Origin of the sequence: Mesorhizobium sp. M1307, from assembly GCF_040318155.1 — a bacterium.
Taxonomy (GTDB): Bacteria; Pseudomonadota; Alphaproteobacteria; order Rhizobiales; family Rhizobiaceae; genus Mesorhizobium.
In genome coordinates this window covers 1-17,978 of sequence record NZ_JAMYLR010000040.1, presented here as the reverse complement: position 1 = coordinate 17,978, position 17,978 = coordinate 1, and the positions used below count along the sequence as shown (strand labels likewise).

At 61.7% G+C, this 17,978-nt stretch carries 23 protein-coding genes and 2 tRNA genes; 13 read left to right on the top strand and 12 right to left on the bottom strand.

Features of this window, described 5'->3' with window-relative positions; all coding sequences use genetic code 11:
* Nucleotides 1-35: 35 nt before the first annotated feature.
* Both NKH16_RS28195 and NKH16_RS28190 read left to right on the top strand, forming a co-directional pair.
* The gene (locus NKH16_RS28195) at nt 36-239 is read left to right on the top strand and encodes a hypothetical protein (RefSeq protein WP_352457712.1); all 204 of its coding nucleotides are present in this window, start codon (nt 36-38) and stop codon (nt 237-239) included.
* 90 nt (nt 240-329) lie between these two features.
* A complete protein-coding gene (locus NKH16_RS28190; protein ID WP_352453574.1) occupies nt 330-668 on the top strand; it encodes a BRA0787 family protein in 339 nt (112 codons plus the stop codon).
* A 163-nt stretch (nt 669-831) separates the two neighbouring features.
* Here NKH16_RS28190 and NKH16_RS28185 read toward each other — a convergent pair.
* Nucleotides 832-906 (bottom strand) — tRNA-Thr (locus tag NKH16_RS28185).
* Nucleotides 907-1,066: 160 nt separating this feature from the next.
* On the opposite strand from NKH16_RS28185, the gene NKH16_RS28180 reads away from it, so the two are divergent.
* The 10 genes from NKH16_RS28180 to NKH16_RS28135 all read left to right on the top strand — a co-directional run bounded on the left by NKH16_RS28180 (nt 1,067) and on the right by NKH16_RS28135 (nt 7,339).
* Nucleotides 1,067-1,297 carry a hypothetical protein gene (locus NKH16_RS28180; RefSeq protein WP_352747102.1) on the top strand — a complete coding sequence of 77 codons (231 nt, stop codon included), beginning with the start codon at nt 1,067-1,069 and terminating at the stop codon, nt 1,295-1,297.
* Between the two features lie 157 nt (nt 1,298-1,454).
* Entirely contained in the window at nt 1,455-2,747 is a 1,293-nt protein-coding gene (gene murA / locus NKH16_RS28175) for a UDP-N-acetylglucosamine 1-carboxyvinyltransferase (protein ID WP_352902964.1), read from the top strand.
* 301 nt (nt 2,748-3,048) lie between these two features.
* A complete protein-coding gene (locus NKH16_RS28170) occupies nt 3,049-3,483 on the top strand; it encodes a DUF2948 family protein (RefSeq protein ID WP_352470153.1) in 435 nt (144 codons plus the stop codon).
* Nucleotides 3,484-3,487: 4 nt separating this feature from the next.
* Complete coding sequence (hisD, locus tag NKH16_RS28165; protein WP_352902961.1) at nt 3,488-4,780, top strand: histidinol dehydrogenase; 1,293 nt, start codon at nt 3,488-3,490, stop codon at nt 4,778-4,780.
* Between the two features lie 2 nt (nt 4,781-4,782).
* A complete protein-coding gene (locus NKH16_RS28160; RefSeq protein ID WP_292663977.1) occupies nt 4,783-5,268 on the top strand; it encodes a UPF0262 family protein in 486 nt (161 codons plus the stop codon).
* Nucleotide 5,269: 1 nt separating this feature from the next.
* Entirely contained in the window at nt 5,270-5,737 is a 468-nt protein-coding gene (locus NKH16_RS28155; protein ID WP_352453427.1) for an arsenate-mycothiol transferase ArsC, read from the top strand.
* 89 nt (nt 5,738-5,826) lie between these two features.
* Complete coding sequence (gene infA, locus NKH16_RS28150) at nt 5,827-6,045, top strand: translation initiation factor IF-1 (protein ID WP_006200926.1); 219 nt, start codon at nt 5,827-5,829, stop codon at nt 6,043-6,045.
* A 25-nt stretch (nt 6,046-6,070) separates the two neighbouring features.
* Nucleotides 6,071-6,700, top strand: a complete 630-nt coding sequence (locus NKH16_RS28145) for a Maf-like protein (RefSeq protein ID WP_352457706.1) — start codon at nt 6,071-6,073, stop codon at nt 6,698-6,700.
* Nucleotides 6,697-6,888, top strand: coding sequence for a DNA gyrase inhibitor YacG (yacG, locus tag NKH16_RS28140; protein ID WP_023677402.1), 192 nt, complete (start codon nt 6,697-6,699; stop codon nt 6,886-6,888). The genes NKH16_RS28145 and yacG overlap by 4 nt, the downstream gene beginning before the upstream one ends.
* Nucleotides 6,889-7,263: 375 nt before the next feature.
* Nucleotides 7,264-7,339: transfer RNA gene (locus NKH16_RS28135), tRNA-Phe, on the top strand.
* A 436-nt stretch (nt 7,340-7,775) separates the two neighbouring features.
* Here the strand turns inward: NKH16_RS28135 and NKH16_RS28130 are convergent.
* The 11 genes from NKH16_RS28130 to NKH16_RS28080 all read right to left on the bottom strand — a co-directional run bounded on the left by NKH16_RS28130 (nt 7,776) and on the right by NKH16_RS28080 (nt 17,126).
* Nucleotides 7,776-8,390 (bottom strand): class I SAM-dependent DNA methyltransferase, encoded by a 615-nt coding sequence (locus NKH16_RS28130; protein ID WP_352453412.1) that lies wholly within the window; start codon nt 8,388-8,390, stop codon nt 7,776-7,778.
* Between the two features lie 217 nt (nt 8,391-8,607).
* Nucleotides 8,608-9,363, bottom strand: coding sequence for an AAA family ATPase (locus tag NKH16_RS28125; protein WP_352453411.1), 756 nt, complete (start codon nt 9,361-9,363; stop codon nt 8,608-8,610).
* Complete coding sequence (locus tag NKH16_RS28120; protein ID WP_352453410.1) at nt 9,360-9,743, bottom strand: hypothetical protein; 384 nt, start codon at nt 9,741-9,743, stop codon at nt 9,360-9,362. Before NKH16_RS28120 ends, NKH16_RS28125 begins: the two co-directional genes overlap by 4 nt.
* A gap of 532 nt (nt 9,744-10,275) precedes the next feature.
* The gene (gene ggt, locus NKH16_RS28115) at nt 10,276-11,868 is read right to left on the bottom strand and encodes a gamma-glutamyltransferase (RefSeq protein WP_352902956.1); all 1,593 of its coding nucleotides are present in this window, start codon (nt 11,866-11,868) and stop codon (nt 10,276-10,278) included.
* Nucleotides 11,869-11,889: 21 nt separating this feature from the next.
* Complete coding sequence (locus NKH16_RS28110) at nt 11,890-12,609, bottom strand: ABC transporter permease (RefSeq protein WP_352457755.1); 720 nt, start codon at nt 12,607-12,609, stop codon at nt 11,890-11,892.
* On the bottom strand, nt 12,606-13,319 hold the full coding sequence (locus tag NKH16_RS28105; protein WP_352698118.1) for an ABC transporter permease: 714 nt from the start codon (nt 13,317-13,319) through the stop codon (nt 12,606-12,608). The genes NKH16_RS28110 and NKH16_RS28105 overlap by 4 nt, the downstream gene beginning before the upstream one ends.
* A gap of 100 nt (nt 13,320-13,419) precedes the next feature.
* Nucleotides 13,420-14,265, bottom strand: a complete 846-nt coding sequence (locus NKH16_RS28100; protein ID WP_352902953.1) for a transporter substrate-binding domain-containing protein — start codon at nt 14,263-14,265, stop codon at nt 13,420-13,422.
* An 85-nt stretch (nt 14,266-14,350) separates the two neighbouring features.
* The gene (locus NKH16_RS28095) at nt 14,351-15,022 is read right to left on the bottom strand and encodes a GntR family transcriptional regulator (RefSeq protein ID WP_352747061.1); all 672 of its coding nucleotides are present in this window, start codon (nt 15,020-15,022) and stop codon (nt 14,351-14,353) included.
* Between the two features lie 511 nt (nt 15,023-15,533).
* A complete protein-coding gene (locus NKH16_RS28090; protein ID WP_352747059.1) occupies nt 15,534-15,911 on the bottom strand; it encodes a VanZ family protein in 378 nt (125 codons plus the stop codon).
* 654 nt (nt 15,912-16,565) lie between these two features.
* Nucleotides 16,566-16,832, bottom strand: a complete 267-nt coding sequence (locus NKH16_RS28085) for a DUF6894 family protein (protein WP_352448669.1) — start codon at nt 16,830-16,832, stop codon at nt 16,566-16,568.
* A gap of 102 nt (nt 16,833-16,934) precedes the next feature.
* Nucleotides 16,935-17,126: a DUF3606 domain-containing protein gene (locus NKH16_RS28080; RefSeq protein WP_023719459.1), complete on the bottom strand. Its 192-nt coding sequence runs from the start codon at nt 17,124-17,126 to the stop codon at nt 16,935-16,937.
* 422 nt (nt 17,127-17,548) lie between these two features.
* On the opposite strand from NKH16_RS28080, the gene NKH16_RS28075 reads away from it, so the two are divergent.
* The gene (locus NKH16_RS28075; RefSeq protein WP_352747052.1) at nt 17,549-17,848 is read left to right on the top strand and encodes a DUF1236 domain-containing protein; all 300 of its coding nucleotides are present in this window, start codon (nt 17,549-17,551) and stop codon (nt 17,846-17,848) included.
* Nucleotides 17,849-17,978: the final 130 nt, after the last annotated feature.

The following is a 17,978-nucleotide window of genomic DNA, read 5'->3' as shown; positions in this document are numbered from 1 at the left end:
TGACTTTTCGCCGTCCATGTTCGCAGGATCAGGAGATGACGATGACGCAGACATTTCTGGAAGCCGTTCCGGGCTGTATCAGGATCGTGATCGGCGCCCTTTTCCCGCCCATGGAGCTTTCACGTTATGCGCCGGACCAGGCGCAGGCGGACGACGCTTCTGACTCCGAGGCGAAATTTCGCCGCTCAGGACGGGATGAAGCTTTCTATTGGGGCATCGGCACTTGCGGCTATTGGTAGGCACCGTCGCATCCGGCCATAGACCTATCATCGAAATGCGGGGGGTTACCTGGCAGCATTGGCTGGCTGTCGCGATCCAGGAGGAGACCGATGATCACACGCCTTTTACCCGCACTGCATGAGGGCCATGCTCCGATTCATTTGCACGGAGCCTTCGACGATGCCTTGGAAGCCTACCAGACCTGGACTCCGGGAACGGACGAGCCGCACGTGGAGTTTGAGAACCATATGGTGCCGATCAGTTCGGTCTTCGGCCGCATGCGGACCTGCACCGATATTCTTCCTTGGCGCATCGAGGGCGATGTCCTAGAGGTTGTCGGCAATACACTGGTGTTCGGCGGCGAAAAGGCGATCACTTACGCCGATGCCGCTCTGGTCCTTCGCGCTTTGTGCGTGAAGCGGCTCCGGAGCGGCGACGTCGGCAACTAACAGGCGACGCTGCATAGGTTCCCGTCAAAGCCGGAGCCGGGCACAAGGGCAGCTCGGCTCCGTATCATTCAGCCAGTATGCGTCGCGATCTGCCCTGATAGCCTCTATTTGCTCAGTCGGTCATGCGCGGCGATGGCCATAGCTCTGCATGGTGCGGATAGACTGGTGCTGCGAGAGAGGATTGAACTCTCGACCTCTCCCTTACCAAGGGAGTGCTCTACCACTGAGCTACCGCAGCCGCCGATGGCGGGGCTTCTGCCATATCGAACCGGCAAGCGCAAGGCCAAGACAAAGACGGGTTGAAAGGCCGCACCGGGCGATCGTTGCGGACATGGCCGTGCCACAATGTTGGCTATCCCTTGATACGCACCGGCGGGTCGCCGGCCGGGGACAGAACGATGAACGGCAAGACAGTTTCTCCGAACAAGGATGGATCACCGAAGAAGGATGGTTCAGCGAAAAAGGCCGGAACGGGCCGCAAGGACCGGCTGGCCGAGCAGTTGCGCGCCAACCTGCAGAAGCGCAAGGCGCAATCGCGCTCACGAAGGACCGGCGACGCCGACAAGCGGCGCGCTGGCGAGGCCGACGAGCTGCCGGAGGGGCTGCAGGCGGCGATGAAAAAAGATTAACGCGAATCGGCTATGTTGGTCGCCGGTACTTTGGCCAAGTCGGCGTGGGCCAAAGTGGGGAGTAGCCTGTTTCTTGAACCAAGCCGGCCAATGGTCTAGATGGCCGCAACAGACTCAACCGATTTAAACCGGCCTTGGCGCCGAGGGGACGCTCTTCATGGATCGCATCAGAATTGTCGGCGGCAACAAGCTTGCCGGAAGCATTCCGATCTCGGGCGCGAAAAACGCTGCGCTGCCGCTGATGATCGCCGCGCTTTTGACCGATGACACGCTGACGCTGGAAAACGTGCCGCATCTGGCCGATGTCGAGCAGCTGATCCGCATCCTCGGCAATCACGGCGTCGACTATTCGGTCAATGGCCGCCGCGAAAAGCAGCAGGAAGGCTATTCGCGCACCATCACTTTCTCCGCCCGCAACATCGTCGACACGACGGCGCCTTACGAGCTGGTGTCGAAGATGCGGGCCTCGTTCTGGGTGATCGGCCCGCTGCTGGCCCGCATGGGCGAGGCCAAGGTGTCGCTGCCCGGCGGCTGCGCCATCGGCACACGGCCGGTTGACCTCTTCCTCGAAGGCCTGCAGGCGCTGGGCGCCGATATCGACGTCGACACCGGCTACGTCATCGCCAAGACCAGGAACGGCCGGCTTGTCGGCAACCGTTATCTGTTCCCGAAAGTCTCGGTCGGCGCCACCCATGTGCTGATGATGGCGGCCTCGCTGGCCAAGGGCGAGACGGTGCTCGAAAATGCCGCCCGCGAGCCGGAGATCGTCAACCTCGCCGAATGCCTCAACGCCATGGGCGCGAAGATCTCCGGCGCCGGCACGGCGACCATCACCATCGACGGCGTCGAGGCGCTGTCGGGTGCCCGCGTCAGGGTGATCCCCGACCGTATCGAGACCGGCACCTATGCAATGGCGGTGGCGATGACCGGCGGCGACGTCGTGCTGGAAGGTGCCCGGCCCGACCTGTTGCAGACGGCGCTCGACATCATTTCGCAGACCGGCGCCGAGATCACGCAGACCAATTCCGGCATCCGCGTCAGGCGCAACGGCGCCGGCATTTCGCCGGTCGACGTGACGACGGCGCCCTTCCCGGCTTTCCCGACCGATCTGCAGGCGCAGTTCATGGGCCTGATGACGATGGCCAAAGGCAAGTCGCGCATCACCGAGACGATCTTCGAAAACCGCTTCATGCACGTCCAGGAACTCGCCCGGCTCGGCGCCCACATCACGCTGTCCGGCCAGACGGCGATCGTCGACGGCGTGGCGAAGCTGAAGGGCGCGCCGGTCATGGCGACCGATCTTCGCGCCTCGGTGTCGCTGGTCATCGCCGGCCTGGCGGCCGAAGGCGAAACCACGGTCAACCGCGTCTACCATCTCGACCGCGGCTTCGAGCGGCTGGAGGAAAAGCTGTCCGGCTGCGGCGCGGAAATCGAGCGCATTTCGGGGTAATGATAGCAGGCTCAGGTCGGCGCTGCCCCTCACCTGCCTGCCGGCATCTTCTCGCCGTATAGGGACGGGGAGTAGGACCGCCTCGCGAAGGATTTCGCCAATCTCCGGCGTTGCGGAGAGGGTGCCGAGGTTGCGGCCAGCCCCTACACCCGTCCCTATACGGGGAGAAGGTCCCGGCAGGAGGATGAGGGGCAGCGCCGACCGGGGCGATTGCCTGGCCAAGACCTCCGGCGCGGTTGCACGAGCCGGAAAGACCGCCTAACAGAAGGTCGAATAATCAACTCGCAGGTGCGAATTCCGCATGAATGGCCTCAAGCTTGTCGCGCTCGACGATCAGGATCTGAGCATCATCTCGGCGCATGTCCAGGATGCTGTCATGAAGGTCAGCGATCTCGAATACCTGCCTTCTGTAAAGCGCTTCGTGCTGACCATGAACCGCTTCGTCTGGGAGGCGAAATCCGGCTTCTTCCGCCAGCACAATGAGCGGCGGCAGGCCGTGCTGCATTTCGACCGGGTGCTCGGCGCCAAGACCAGCGGCATTGCCCGCGACAAGCCCGACGAAGTGCTGTCGCTGCTGGCGATCAGCTTTCTCGCGCTCGACAAACCGGCCGGCATCGTCGAGCTGATCTTTTCGGGCGGCGGCGCGATCATGCTCGATGTCGAATGCATCGAGGCGCGGCTTGCCGATGTCGGCGGCGCCTGGGAAGCGACGTCGCGCCCGGTCCACAGGGTCTGATGTGATGGCTATCACGCTTCGCCAGTCCGACGCCGATTTCGAGCAGCGCTTTGCCGCGTTCCTGCTGACCAAGCGAGAAGTCTCGGCCGATGTCGACGCCGTGGTGCGCGAGATCATCGCCAAGGTGCGTGCCGAGGGCGACGCGGCGCTGGTCGGGTACACGCAGAAATTCGGCGGCGGCGACCTGGCCAGGCTCGGCATCGCCGTCTCCAGGGACGACATTGCCAAGGCTTACGAGGCCGCCGATCCGCAGACGGTCGAGGCGCTGAAATTCGCGCGCGAGCGCATCCGCTCCCACCACCAGCGGCAGATGCCGCAGGACGACCGCTACACCGATGCCGCCGGCGTCGAGCTCGGCTCGCGCTGGACGGCGATCGAGGCCGTCGGGCTCTACGTGCCGGGCGGCACGGCGAGCTATCCGAGCTCGGTGCTGATGAACGCGGTACCGGCCAAGGTCGCCGGCGTCGAGCGCATCGCCATGGTGGTGCCGGCCTCCGGCGGCGAGGTGCCGCCGCTGGTGCTGGTGGCAGCCGACCTAGCCGGTGTCTCCGAAATCTACCGCGTTGGTGGCGCCCAGGCGATCGCGGCCCTTGCCTATGGTACCGAAACGATAAAGCCCGTCGCCAAGATCGTCGGCCCCGGCAATGCCTATGTCGCGGCGGCCAAGCGCCAGGTGTTCGGCACGGTCGGCATCGACATGATCGCCGGGCCGTCGGAAGTGCTGGTCGTCGCCGACGGCAGCAACGATCCGGACTGGATCGCCGCCGACCTCCTCGCCCAGGCCGAACACGATGTGTCGGCGCAGTCGATCCTGATCACCGACGACCGTGCCTTTGGCGTAGCGGTCGAACAGGCGGTGGAGCGGCAGTTGCAGAACTTGCCGCGCGGAGAAACGGCGGCAGCGAGCTGGCGCGATTTTGGCGCCATAGTCCTGGTGCCGACGATCGAGGCAGCACTGCCGCTGGTCGACCGCATCGCGGCCGAACATGTCGAGCTTGCGGTCGACGACCCAGAGGCCTTCCTGGCGCGGATGCGCAATGCCGGTGCGGTGTTTCTCGGCCGTCATACGCCGGAAGCCATCGGTGACTATGTCGCCGGCTCCAACCACGTGCTGCCGACGGCGCGCTCGGCGCGCTTTTCGTCCGGGCTTTCGGTGCTCGATTTCGTCAAGCGCACCTCGGTCCTGAAGCTCGGGCCGGAGCAGTTGCGGGCACTGGCGCCGGCGGCGATCACGCTCGCCAAGGCGGAAGGCCTCGATGCGCATGGACGCTCCGTCGCCATCCGGCTGAACATGTAGAAATGTCCGACTACGACCAAACCCGCGCCAGGCTGATCGATGTCGAGCTCGACGAGACGATCGGCCGCTCGACGCCCGATGTCGAGCATGAGCGGGCGGTGGCGATCTTCGACCTGATAGAGGAGAACCGCTTCCAGCCGGTCAATGACGACGGCGCCGGCCCGTACCGGCTGAAACTGTCGCTGGCCGAGTCCCGGCTGGTGTTCGCGGTGGCGCGCGAGGACGGCGCAGCCGTGGTCACCCACATCCTGTCGCTGACGCCGCTTCGGCGCATCGTCAAGGATTACTACATGATCTGCGAAAGCTATTACGATGCCATCCGCACCGCGACACCCAGCCACATCGAGGCGATCGACATGGGCCGGCGCGGCCTGCACAATGAAGGCTCGCAGACGCTGATGGACCGCCTTGCCGGCAAGATCGAGATTGACTTCGACACGGCGCGCCGGCTGTTCACGCTGGTTTGCGTGCTGCACTGGCGAGGCTGAACTGGCCGCCCCGCTGCCCCGCCCGATCCTGCCCCGCTCGATCCTGTTTGTCTGCGGTATGAACGCCGTGCGCTCGCCGATGGCCGAATTGCTGGCGCGCAAGGTGCTTCCGGCCACCACCTTCGTCGCCTCGGCGGGAGTGCGCGGCGGCGAACGCGATCCGTTCGTCGATGCCGTGCTGGCCGAAGAAGGGCTGTCGCTGGGCGAACGGCACCCGAGAACGATGGACGACCTCGAGGACGACTATTTCGACCTGATCGTCACGCTCGCACCGGAAGCTCACCACACCGCGCTCGAGCTCACCCGCTCGCTGGCCGTCGAGGTCGAGTATTGGCCTATGCCCGACCCGACCGGCGTCAGCGGCACGCGCGAGCAGATCATGGCCGCCTACCGCGACGTGCGCGAGCGGCTGAAGGCGCGGATCGGCCGCCGTTTTCTCGGCAACGGGGCTAAAAACGCCGCGGATTAAGCATGTTCACAAGCGGACGTTTATCATATAGGTTCCGCGCAACTTTCCGGCCGGGGCGCTGGAAGTACCCATCCAAGCAAAGGTATCGAATGCCGAAGGAAGAAGTCCTCGAGTTTCCGGGTGTCGTGACGGAACTGCTGCCCAACGCAATGTTCAGGGTCAAGCTCGAAAACGAACATGAAATCATCGCCCATACGGCCGGCCGCATGCGCAAGAACCGCATCCGCGTTTTGACCGGCGACAAGGTCCTGGTCGAGATGACGCCCTACGACCTGACCAAGGGCCGCATCACCTACCGCTTCAAGTAAGTTCAAGGACCCGGCCGGGATCGCGATGGGCATTTTGCAGAAGCTCGTGCTTGCCTCGGGTTCGCCACGCCGGATCGAGCTGCTGCAGCAGGCTGGCATCGAGCCGGACCGTGTGCTGCCGGCCGATGTCGACGAGACGCCGCTGCGCGCCGAACACCCGCGCTCGCTGGCCAAACGCCTGGCAACACAAAAGGCCGAGAAGGCGCTGGCTTCACTGAAGACCGAAGCCGACTACCTGCCGAGCTTCGTGCTGGCCGCCGACACGGTGGTTGCCGTCGGGAGGCGCATCCTGCCCAAGGCCGAGACGCTCGACGACGCCGCCAACTGCCTCGGGCTTTTGTCCGGCCGTTCGCACCGGGTCTATTCCGGCATCTGCCTGATCACGCCGGGCGGCAAGCAGCGCTTGCGGCTGGTCGAGACCAGGGTGCGTTTCAAGCGGCTGCCGCGCGAGGAGATCGAGGCCTACATCGCATCCGGAGAATGGCGCGGCAAGGCCGGCGGCTATGGCGTCCAGGGGCTTGCCGGCGCCTTCGTCGTCAAGCTTGTCGGCTCCTACACCAACGTCGTCGGCCTGCCACTCTACGAGACGGTAGCGCTTTTGAGCGGCGAAGGGTTTAAGGTGCACGCCAACTGGCTGTCGGGTGCGCGGATATGAGCCCGGACGACAAGGTCACGCCGTTGCGGCCCAAGCGGCCCTGCCCCGAATGCGGCAAGCCATCGGCGCGCGAAACCTACCCGTTCTGCTCGACGCGCTGCAAGGACATCGACCTCAACCGCTGGCTGAAGGGGGTCTACGTCATCCCGGGCCGCGACGACGAGGACGAGAACGACGACCAGAAATAGCGCCGTCCACCTGCGGTTTTCCACAGGCTTGGAACGGTTTCGCAGCCGCGATCGTGACCGATGATCGGCCTTGCGGACTGCTGTCGTTTCCCGCCTGAAATCAATGTCCAGAACTTGTTCCATCCGGGCACTGTTGGACGGAACAGCTTCTGGCGTTTTGTTTGAGCATGATCTTTTCCGAAAACCGGATTCCACTTTTAGGGATCATGCTTTTTGTCTGAGCATGATCTTTTTCCGAAAACCGGATTCCACTTTTCGGGATCATGCTCTAAGCGCTGGACAGGCCGAATTCCCGTGCTATAACCCACGCGCTTTCAAGGGGTGCCGACGGCGCTTTCATGAACCCGGTGTGCAGATTGCCGCCCGCCGGAGCAGGCCCAGATAGCTCAGTTGGTAGAGCAGCGGACTGAAAATCCGCGTGTCGGTGGTTCGAATCCGCCTCTGGGCACCACTACTTCCTCATATAAAATCAACGGCTTGCGGTGTCGCCAACTTGGCGACTTACGGCATTTCATGTCGCGCCGTGTTGCGAACTGTTACCGTTGATTTTCAAGGGTTTCCTGCGACTGTCGACAACTCCACGCGACATGAGCACGCGTAAAGCGCGCCGATGTTGCTGTCCGATCAATCGGCTGCTCGATTAGCGAGCACGGACTGTAGGAAGCGAAGCGAATGAGGTCTGGTATGACTTTTGTAAGCGGGGCAAAGGCCATACCAGAGGATTCGGTCAGGCCGCCTCAACAGGGCGAACGATAGGCAAGTGCATCGTTGGTCACCGGCGAGCGCCGTCGCCAAACGCACTGATGAGCAGAGGCGAGCAGCGCTTTGTCTGATTGAGCCAGCCTCATGGCAAATGCTCGGTTTCAAATTTCATGTGCCCGCCGGCTTTACCGCTTTCTGGCAACCACCAGGAAATTCTGCGCAAGCTCCGCCGGAATCCTGGCACTTGCGCAGATCCTTTCAAACGGCACGATCAATATTTCGCAGAGTCTTGGCAGCAATTTCCCGGGTCGCGGCAAAAAACCGTACCCAACTATCCGCTCGACAATAAAGCCATTTGCAATGAGCGTCTGCTCGTATCCTTTAATGCTCAAAGTATGGCGGACTGTCCCTCCTGCATAACGGTTCAGAATGCGGCAGACCAGCCCTATTGGCGAGGTCGCATTCATGTGGATATTCGAGATAAGCAATCCGCCTTCGTTCAAATGCGCGCTGATGGCCGACAGTGCATCCTTCCTGAGCTCATCTTCAGCATTGAGGAAGAATCTGAATGCCGTGACCACGTCGAACCTTTCGGCAAGCGGAGAGAACGTAATATCAGCGCGGACCAATTTCACGTTCTTCGGAACCCGTGCGCTAGCCAGCATAGATTGGGAGATGTCAACGCCGACGACTTCACCAAAAAATTGAGCTGCGATATTTGCTATGCGGCCTGTGCCGCATGCGAAGTCCAGGCATTTCCGGTTCGGCCCGCCGACAGGCAGGAGAATACGTTCGACCAAAGGCTTTTCGATACCCGACCACAGAGCTGCATAGTAGCCGGACCGGAACGTGTCGGAGTAATGGGCACCGTACCCATCCGTCTGGTGGCTTGCTCGGTAACCCCGAAGAGCGGGTGCACGGTTCTCATGGACGCTGCCTAACGGTCGCCACTGCGCCCGCAGAAATCTGCGAATGCCAACGAACGATCTCACCGTGAGCACCATGCAACTCGCGCCTCTAGTCTGGCCCGACGCATGCCGTCGCGGGCAATCCGTGCCCCACGATGCGCGCGACGACCTGTTCGAAATTGCGTGGGTCGAGGCCGTCGACACGCATCAGCGGCCATTTGTCTTGCAGGCATTGGCCGATCTCCCTCGCGATATCCGCTTGCTTCAGGCCCCTGACCACTCCGACTTCGAGAAGGCGCTCGAGGTACGGCTGCCGCGCATACCGCTCAATGAGGCGGTGGCGCAGCGTTTCCCCGGGCGCGTCGACTTGAATGAGGAGATCCGGTCGCGGCAGGAACGTCAGGCAATTACGAACCATGTCGATACTTGGATTTCGTGCCAACAGGACGAGCGCACACAACGCCTGAACGATGCCCTCTTCGAAAATGAAGTACCCTTCTGAGGCCTGCGCTGTATTCCAGGCTTCGAAGAGCAAAACGACGTCGATCTTCAGACGCAACGCCCATATTCGACTTTTTGGAGGGATCGATGCCAAAAGCCGCGCAGCGGCCCCCTCGCTCGGCGGGGTCGAGAACAAGACCGGACTCGCGGTGGCGAGCTTGTGCACCAGACGCTGGATGCCATGGCGTGTCTCCGGGCCTTCATCCTCGACCGAATCGACTTCGCTGCCGAAAGACACAAAATCAATCCGGCGATAGCCATTGACTGTCTTCACACGGATGTCGCGTTTCGCCAGCTCACGGCAAAGGGCGCGGAGAAGGGTCGTCTTGCCTGCACCAGGCGGACCGAACAACTCGATGATCATGTAGGGACCTCCCGAACAGGACGCAGAAAGATCGGATGAAGCGAGTTCGCCCGCTCCGGCGGTGTGGCGAGCGTAAACACTCTGGCATCAGCCTGGCCGAGTTGACCCCGCTCGCTGGCATCCTGCTGACGCCGCAAAAAGCTTTGGAGGAGATGCGATGCGGCGGGAGACTGCCTTTCCATGGCGTGCAGTCCCGCCTGTTGAGCCGCGACAGCGTTGCCGGTTGACTTGAGAACTTGCAATTGCTTCTCGATCGCCTGCGCTTGCGGCTGGTTGACACGCCTGTCGCTGTCGAACTGGCTCGTCGCCCGTGCCATCTCCTGATCGATCGAGCGCCCCACGGTTGCCCGTTGGTCGACGTCGGTCGTCGTGGCTTCCACGCGTGCGAGCCTCGACGACCCGACCCCGCCGCCTGCGCCAACACCTCCGTCGTCGCGCCGCTTGCGCCCATAGGAATATGGACCTCAGAAAGTCTCTAAATTGCCTGTGGATCGGAGCTTACTAGGAGTGCCGAACCATACCATCATCCATCTGAATGACTGTCGGCACCACGGCACGGGTGTTTGGACGCTGAACAGGGCAACGAGTTCAGGCCGAGCGGGCGCTTTTTGGCTTGACGCGACACAAACGCGACATTCGGCCTAAAATCTGAACAATATCAATCACCGAAAGCGGACTGAAAATCCGCGTGTCGGTGGTTCGAACCGCCTCTGGGCACCATTTTTTCCCTGTACGGCCCGGAGACATGGGTGACAGTTGTACCTAAGACATGGGTGACACCCTCGCGCCGATCGGATTGTCGATGGCGTGCAAAAATTATCTGGACCATGGCGCCAGCGGCTCCTGCTCGCCGGCCAAATGACGATGAAGAGCATCTTCGGCATCTTGGATCCCGCTCTGGCCATAACCGCTCTACAGACCGAGGGCGCAGCCGTCCTTGCGCGGTTCAGAACCGCCCAGCAGGGTCCCGTTTGCCCAATCGATGCGAATGGCCTGCGCACCGCCGATCGGGTCCGTGGCCGGAATGATTTCGAAACCGCGTCGGCTAAGTTCAGCTACGGTTTCGCCAGCGAGCCCGTGTTCGGCCTGGACGTTCATGGTGCCGCTGACGGGGGCGACCCGCGGCAGATCAATCGCCTCCTGCAGATCCATCCCGAAGTCGAGCACCTTCGTCAGCAGGTGCGCATGGCCCATTGCCTGGTAGTAGCCACCCATAACGCCGAAAGGCATTTCTGCCCGGCCGTCTCTCGCAAGCATCCCGGGTATGATGGTATGCAAAGGTCGCTTGTTCGGCGCCACTGCGTTGGGGTGCCTGGGGTCAAGCGAAAAGCTTTGCCCGCGATTGTGCAAGACGACACCGGAGCGTGGCGAGACCAGGCCCGAGCCAAAGCTGTCGAAGACCGAGTTGATGAAACTGACCGCATTGCGGTCCTTATCGACAACGGAAATATAGACCGTGTCGCTGTGCAGCGGCATATCGAACGCCGGCAGGTCCGCGCGGGCGCGCTTTAGGTCAATCATGCCGGCCAGACGATCGGCCCAGGCATTCGACAACATGTCGGCCACCGGGACCTCGGACGTGTCGGGATCGGCGACGAGCAGGTCACGCGCGGCGTAAGCGAGGCGTGTCGCTTCGATTTCCAGGTGAAGCCGGTCCGCGGATTGCGGGTCGCCGTGCGCTTCGAAGCGCGAGAGGATGTTTAGAATGAGCAGCGCGATCACACCCTGGCCATTCGGCGGACATTCGAACACATCGCAGCCTCGGAACGCCGTGCTGATCGGGGTCACGTATTCGCCTGTTGCCGAGGCGAAATCTTCGAGTGTGTGCAATCCGCCGAGCCCACGAAGATAGGCGACCATGTCGTCGGCCACAGGGCCAGTGTAGAAGGCCTCTCGTCCCTTCTTGGCGATCAGCCGCAGCGTTGCAGCCAACTCAGGCTGGCGATGCACTTCGCCAACACGTGGCGCGCGGCCGTTTGGCAGGAAAATCCGTTTCGCGGCTACATCGGAGGCCAGAAGTTCTTCTTCCAACGCCCAGTCACGATGGACCCGCGGTGAAATGGCGTAGCCTTCCTCGGCGAAACGTATAGCGGGGGCCAGGATTTGATCGAAGCGCATATGTCCATGATCAGCGTGCAGTCTGGTCCAGGCATCGATGGCTCCCGGGATGGTGACGGAGCCGGGAGAATTGCGGGCCACCTCGGCCATGCCACGTTCGAGGAACCAGTCAATTGTCAGGGCGGCGGGTGTCCTGCCCGATCCGTTGTAGGCGATGACCTCGCCGGATCCGTTTCGCGACAGAAGAGCGAAGCAGTCGCCTCCAATGCCGGTCGAGGCTGGCTCGACGACACATTGCACCGCGCAGGCTGCGATGGCGGCATCCATGGCGTTGCCGCCGGCCGCCATGATCTCCACCGCCGTCAGGGTCGCCGACGGATGAGAGGTGGCGGCCATGGCCTCGCGTGAAACGACGACCGAGCGCGTTGGTTTCTCAAAATTTCGCATGCTATGCCCTTCTGATCGTGCTCAAGAGGCGGCGTCGCTCATCGTCGAGGGGCGGTGCCGCAGATGCCGCGACATCCAGTATTCGAGTGCCGCCAAGGCACGGATGATCGCGAAGTTCAAAGTGAGATAAATGGCGCCCGCGCAGATGAAGACTTCAAAGGCGCGGTAGGTCTGGGAGATCAATCCCTGGGCAATTCCAGTCACCTCCATCAAGGTCACGATGGAAGCCAGAGACGTGCCCTTGATCATCAGGATGATTTCATTGCCGTAACTCGGCAGCGCCTGGCGAAAGGCCAGCGGCAGGATAACGTGCCGATAGGTCAAATAGGTGGACAGGCCGACAGACCGGGCCGCCTCGACAAGGCCGCGTGGCACCGATTGAATCGCGCCGCGGAGGATTTCGCTGCCATAGGCGGTGGTGTTGAGTGTCAGCGCGATGATTGCGCACCAGTAGGGTTCGCGGAAAACGGCCCATAATCCAATTGCCGACAGTTGGTGCCGGAATTGACCAAGGCCATAATAGGTCAGAAAAATCTGCACCAGCAGAGGCGTGCCCCTGAACACGGCAACGAAGCCACGGATCGGCAAGACGACGAAGGGCGATTCCGATTGCTGGGCAAGCGCCAATGTGACGGCAAGAACGAAGCCGGCAACGATGGAAGTCAGGGCCAGTTCCATCGTGAGCGGCAGGCCGGCGAGTAGCTTCGGCAGGATTTCGAGGAAAAAACTGAAATCTATCATGCCGACCGGACGCGCCACGGCGCCTTGCGTTCCAGACGGTAAAAGGCGTGGCCCGTGACGGAAGCGATAGCCAGATAGAGCAAGGCTGCAGCAATGTAGAAGATGAACGGTTCACGGGTCGAACCTGCAGCGATCTGCGCCTGGCGCATCAGTTCAACGAGGCCGATTACCGATATCAGCGACGAGTCCTTCAGAACCAACTGCCACACATTGCCGAGACCTGGCAGCGCGTATCTCAGGAGCTGGGGAAAAATAACCTGTCGCAGCCGCTGCAGCCGGTTGAGACCAAGCGCGCAAGCGGCATCGTGCTGTCCCTGGTCGATGGCGAGGTAAGCCCCTCGATAGACCTCGGCTTGATAGGCGCCCGAGATGATCGCGATAGCCAAGGTTCCAGTGGCAAAGGCCGGAACGCCGACGAATCCGGACCCGCCCAGGCTATGACCAAGCGAGGTCAGGGCGACACTACCTCCATAGTAAAGCAGATAAATGGTCAGAAGGTCGGGCACGCCCCTGAAAACCGTGCAATAGCCAAGGGCCAAGAACCTCAATATTTTGGAGTTGCGGAGACGCCCGGCCGCTGCCAGCCCGCCAAAGACAGCGCCAAGCGCAAAGCCCAGCACAGACAGGAGCACTGTGACCGAGGCCGCCATGAGAAGAGCAGCCCCCCAACCTCCGTGCTGGAAACCAAGCAGCCGGAATGCGTCAACCATTGATACCCCCGGCATTGATACCCCCGGCATTGATGCCCCCGGCAGGACGAACGGCTCAGCTCCGGAACGTGGTCAGGAATGGCCGTTCGCCGGCAAGCGCTTACTTGACTGGAGTGACGTCGCTCTTGAGCCATTTAAGCGACAGGGTTTTGATCGTGCCGTCGGCGGTCGCGGCATCGATGGCGCCGTTGAGCATGTCTTTCAGCTTGGTGTCCTCTTTGCGGATGCCGGCCCCGGAGCCAAGACCGAAGAGACCCCCGACAAATCCTGGTCCTGCAAGCGTATAGTCGCTGAACTCCGGCTTGCTCAGCGTGGCGGCCAGCGCTGTCTGTTGCGCGAACAGCGCGTCGATGCGACCCGCGGCAAGATCGAGATCGTGTTGCTCGGTGGTCTTGTATTCGCGAATCTCGGCGACGTCCGAGAAGTATTTTTTCACAAATTCCAGGTTCGCCGTTGCAGCCTGAACTCCAATGATCTTTCCCTTCAGCAATGGCTTGAGCGTGTCGATTGCCGCCTGCGCAGAGGCTTCATTCTCCAGCTTGAACCGCTCGTTGGAGATGCCGAGCTTGCCCAGTTCGCTATCCTTGGCGACCGCGAAACCTGAGGGATCCACGGCATACGGCTGGGTAAAGTCAATGATCTTCAGACGTTTTTCAGTGATGAACATGCTCGCCATGATCACATCGAACTTGCCGACGGTCAGCGCGGGGATCATGCCGTCCCAGTCCTGTGCGACGATCTTGCACTCGATCTTCATTCGCCCGCACAGATCATTGGCGAGATCGACTTCGAAGCCGTCCAGCTTGCCGTCGGCTGTTGTGAAATTCCAGGGCGCGTAGGCTCCTTCGGTGGCAATGGTAATTGCCTTTGGTGTTTCTTGTGCAACGGCGGCCTGGACCAGGCCGAACAGGACCGACGCAATGGCTGTGATGCGGCTAATTTTCATATCATTCTCCTCTTTTTGCCGGTATGACAGTTCCCTTTCGTCGTGCCGGATTATCTTCCGGCTTCAACGAGTTAGACGGTATTCCCTAGCGGCGGCCGGGACTTGCGAAGTTGGCCAGAAGCGGCGCTGTCTCGACGATATGATCCCGCATGACGATCTCAGCCTTGCCGGCATCACCTGACCGCAGCACGTCGATCAGGATCTCGTGCTCGGCACGCGCGCTGGCGGGTTTGTCGACATAGTCGAACCAGATGCGCAGGTAGGGCTCGATCACGACGTGCAGGCTGGCGATCTGCCGGACCAGCTTGGGTCTGTTGCTCAATTGGCAAATCTGCAAATGGAAGGCCTGATGGCGCACGACCCAGTCGCTGCTGCCGGTCTGGCTGGCGCGCTCCATGCGGTCAAGCTGGCGTTCCAGTTCTTCAAGCACTTCGACATCGATGTGCGGCATGGCAAGCCTCACCGCCAGCCCTTCGAGCACCGAGCGCATTTCAAACGTTTCGTAGATCTCGTCGAGGGTAAGCCCGGCGACGATGCAGCCACGGTTCGGGCGAATGACCACAAGACCTTCCGCGGCCAGTTGGCGGAATGCTTCGCGAACCGGCATGCGGCTCATGCCGATTTCCGTCGCGATCTCTTCCGGGATCAGCCGGTCCCCGGCCCGATAACGCCCCATCCTCAGGGCCCGCTGAATGTGGCGATAAGCTTCCTCCTCGGCGGTCGCGATGCCCAACGGCTCGATTGCGTCAGCTGCCATGTCCCTGGTCCGATCAGAGCGTATCTGTGTATCCACTTATCCAGTTGTCGAAACCTGTGTCAAGCACCGATGCTTGGGCGCTTTAGAATTTCTCTTGTGAGAATAAGCACTTGGTAGGGGAAATCGGGTTAAGCACACTGTGATCAGCTAAGCCGCTGATCGGCCTACTTTTCAACATCCGGCAAAAAGGCCCGCCGCTCCATTTGCGAAGCGGCGAGGCCCCATATTCGGGGACGATTGCCGGGATTTCCCGGCATTGCCTGCAATGCAATTCAGGTGCCAGATTTGTTGATCCAAAACGGGTCACCGCACCGGGGCGCCAACGCGGACCTTCCGCGATCACGCTACTGCCGCGCTTTGCCATTCCTGCTATGTTATTTTGCGGCGGACGTAATTTTCCGCCTGGCCGGCGCCCCATCAGGCAACTTACCCCAACGCGCCCCCCAAGTGGCGCCGGCCATTTTCCCCTTATTGGGGCACGGGCGCGCCGATTCCGTTATGCGCTTTCGAGCTATGGCAATCCGCCGGCGAGCCGCTTTGTCCAGCCTGCAACCATCAGTCCGCACGCGATTCCCGCGCAGTCGGCCGCCCAGTCGAATAAATCCGGGTCGCGCCCTATCAGTTGCACGGCCTGAAGCCCCTCGATCGCCGCACCCGTGAGAACGAGGAGTACGATCAGCTTCGCCTTGCGTTCCGGCCAGCCGAGACTTCCGAGAGCCGCCAGGATGACGAAGGCGGCGGCGTGATTGAGCTTGTCGTGATCAAACGTGAAAGCCAGGCCAAGGCCCTGCAGGAGTTGCTCCGGCAGAAGGGCGAACAGCAGAACGCCGGCAAACGCGGCCGGAAAGGCAATCCTTGCCACGATCTGATAAGAATCCAGGCGCAACAAGGATAGAATGGCCTTTCGTCCGAAATCTGCAGGGAACACCGGCCGCTGAATCGAGAGCGAGCGCGGTGTCCAATTTCCGCCGTCGGGGCGTCCGGTGCATCGTCAGAATGAATGAATGCCTCGGGTCAGCCGCTGGCAGGCCGAACTGCTGGGGAGGGCTCTGCATGGTGTAGCTTCCGCGATCACGCAATTACCTGCTGCGCCAGCGCGGCTACAATCTGGCTGCGGCGGACCTGATTTCCGCTTGGCCGGCGCTGCGTCAGGGCACCTTACCCCATGCCACACGAAGCAGCGCCGGCCAGAATTCCATCGATTGCGTGATGACCGACCCGCGTCAAAAAAGCCCGCCGCCCTGTCGGACGACGGGCTCCGTTGCCTGGGCGCCAGGGCGCCACGGTAGCGACTGATGTTACTAGTGCTCCCGCAGGTCTCCAATATGCTTCCGCCGCATGGCGTTGCGCATCGGCTAAACAAACGAAGCCCGCGCCTCTGGCGGAGGGCGCGGGCCGATCGGGTTGCACCCGATCTGCAGCAGAATCCTGGGAGGTTCCCGCTGCTTAAGATAACAATTAGAGACTTCTAATGTTCCGCGCTAGGGGAAGATGCCGCTGCACCAGAAATCTGATGATGGTCGGCGCGATGATGATCGAGCCGTCAGTTCGTGCGCAAGTCGATCTGGAAAATCCGCTCGTCGAAGTGCCGCGTTTCAACGGCAAAGGTCAAAGCCACTTCAAGGACCAGACCGCCACGGTCGTCCCGGACCTTGACTGCAATCCTGCGATGAGGAAGGCCATCCCTGGCCATCTCGGCCAATGTGCGAAGGGCTTCTTTCCTGACCAGCGGGAGATCGTCATATAACGTTCCCTGATCGTCGGAATAGACGATTCCGTCTTCATCGGAATCGAAGAAGTAGCGGGGCATTGCGCTTGGCCGAAGCGGCGGCATCCGGGCACGTTGTCGATAGCTGGCCGGATCTCGGCCGATCGCGATCAGCGCCTCTCCACCGTTGGCTTCGCCGCCAGCTCACTTGCGCTCGCGCAATGCCTTCACCGCCTGCGAGAGGATCATCCGGTCGCCACCGGTCCTTTTGATCAGCTTGCTCACCTGGCTGGGCGAAACACCATTCTCCCGCGCGAAATATTCGACCTCGTAATACTCATCCGCCGAAACGCGATTGCGGTCGCTGAAGTCTCGCTTGCTCTTGTCGTCGGCCATTTCCGCTCTCCTCGCCCCTTCTCTTCGCTTCAGGGGGTCAACTTTGGTGCACGCAGCAATTTGAGGGTTCGCCCGCCACAAAGTGACGCGCGAACCCTTATCGGCGCAGGAAGGGACAGGGCTGCGCAGATGCCGGGTTCGATCGGAATGGAAACAGCCAGGACCGGTGCGAGCAACCGTCGACCTTTTCCATGGAATCCTCCTGGAACGTGCAGCCAGCAACGGCTAGGTGCCGCGGCGGTTCCGGGTCACGCGGCAAACCCACCCTTTGCGCGCAAGGATCAGACTTAGGTCCTGCGGCAACACGTCGGTTGGTCCCTGCCGGGCGGGACCGAAGCCCCGTCGACGGAACGTTTTCAGCTGCCTTCCGTTCGAGTGAGCCTTGGCGTGAAGAGCGGACCGAGTTCGCAAAGGAGACGACCATGAGAATGCATCTTTCCACCGCGGTGGCGGGATTTTTGCTGCTGGCAGGCATCGGCGCCGCTGCGGCGCAAGACGTTGTCATCGAACCGCAGCAGGAAACGGTCATCAAGGAGTATGTGAAAAAGCAGCCGCTGGCCTCGGTGAAAATCCCTGGGGTGGAGCTCAACATCGGCTCGACGCTCCCCGATACCGTCGAGCTTCATGAAGTCCCCAGCGTCAAATACCGCTATGTCATCGTCGACAATCGCACCGTCGTCGTCGACCCAGGCACGCGCAAGATCGTCAAGATCATCGATTGACGTGAAAGTTCGGGCAGCCGTGGGGCGCCCCCCGCGGGGAGGGGGGGGGGGGGGGGGGCGGGGTTGGGGGGGGTGGGGGGGGGGGGCGGGGGGGGGGGGGGGGGTGGGGGGGGGGGGGGGGGGGGGGGGG

Coding starts and splice junctions, on each gene's coding strand:
- NKH16_RS28195 (WP_352457712.1), top strand. CDS start 36: ATGACGATGACGCAGACATTTCTGGAAGCCGTTCCGGGCTGTATCAGG.
- NKH16_RS28190 (WP_352453574.1), top strand. CDS start 330: ATGATCACACGCCTTTTACCCGCACTGCATGAGGGCCATGCTCCGATT.
- NKH16_RS28180 (WP_352747102.1), top strand. CDS start 1,067: ATGAACGGCAAGACAGTTTCTCCGAACAAGGATGGATCACCGAAGAAG.
- murA (WP_352902964.1), top strand. CDS start 1,455: ATGGATCGCATCAGAATTGTCGGCGGCAACAAGCTTGCCGGAAGCATT.
- NKH16_RS28170 (WP_352470153.1), top strand. CDS start 3,049: ATGAATGGCCTCAAGCTTGTCGCGCTCGACGATCAGGATCTGAGCATC.
- hisD (WP_352902961.1), top strand. CDS start 3,488: ATGGCTATCACGCTTCGCCAGTCCGACGCCGATTTCGAGCAGCGCTTT.
- NKH16_RS28160 (WP_292663977.1), top strand. CDS start 4,783: ATGTCCGACTACGACCAAACCCGCGCCAGGCTGATCGATGTCGAGCTC.
- infA (WP_006200926.1), top strand. CDS start 5,827: ATGCCGAAGGAAGAAGTCCTCGAGTTTCCGGGTGTCGTGACGGAACTG.
- NKH16_RS28145 (WP_352457706.1), top strand. CDS start 6,071: ATGGGCATTTTGCAGAAGCTCGTGCTTGCCTCGGGTTCGCCACGCCGG.
- yacG (WP_023677402.1), top strand. CDS start 6,697: ATGAGCCCGGACGACAAGGTCACGCCGTTGCGGCCCAAGCGGCCCTGC.
- NKH16_RS28125 (WP_352453411.1), bottom strand. CDS start 9,363: ATGATCATCGAGTTGTTCGGTCCGCCTGGTGCAGGCAAGACGACCCTT.
- ggt (WP_352902956.1), bottom strand. CDS start 11,868: ATGCGAAATTTTGAGAAACCAACGCGCTCGGTCGTCGTTTCACGCGAG.
- NKH16_RS28110 (WP_352457755.1), bottom strand. CDS start 12,609: ATGATAGATTTCAGTTTTTTCCTCGAAATCCTGCCGAAGCTACTCGCC.
- NKH16_RS28105 (WP_352698118.1), bottom strand. CDS start 13,319: ATGGTTGACGCATTCCGGCTGCTTGGTTTCCAGCACGGAGGTTGGGGG.
- NKH16_RS28100 (WP_352902953.1), bottom strand. CDS start 14,265: ATGAAAATTAGCCGCATCACAGCCATTGCGTCGGTCCTGTTCGGCCTG.
- NKH16_RS28095 (WP_352747061.1), bottom strand. CDS start 15,022: ATGGCAGCTGACGCAATCGAGCCGTTGGGCATCGCGACCGCCGAGGAG.
- NKH16_RS28085 (WP_352448669.1), bottom strand. CDS start 16,832: ATGCCCCGCTACTTCTTCGATTCCGATGAAGACGGAATCGTCTATTCC.
- NKH16_RS28080 (WP_023719459.1), bottom strand. CDS start 17,126: ATGGCCGACGACAAGAGCAAGCGAGACTTCAGCGACCGCAATCGCGTT.
- NKH16_RS28075 (WP_352747052.1), top strand. CDS start 17,549: ATGAGAATGCATCTTTCCACCGCGGTGGCGGGATTTTTGCTGCTGGCA.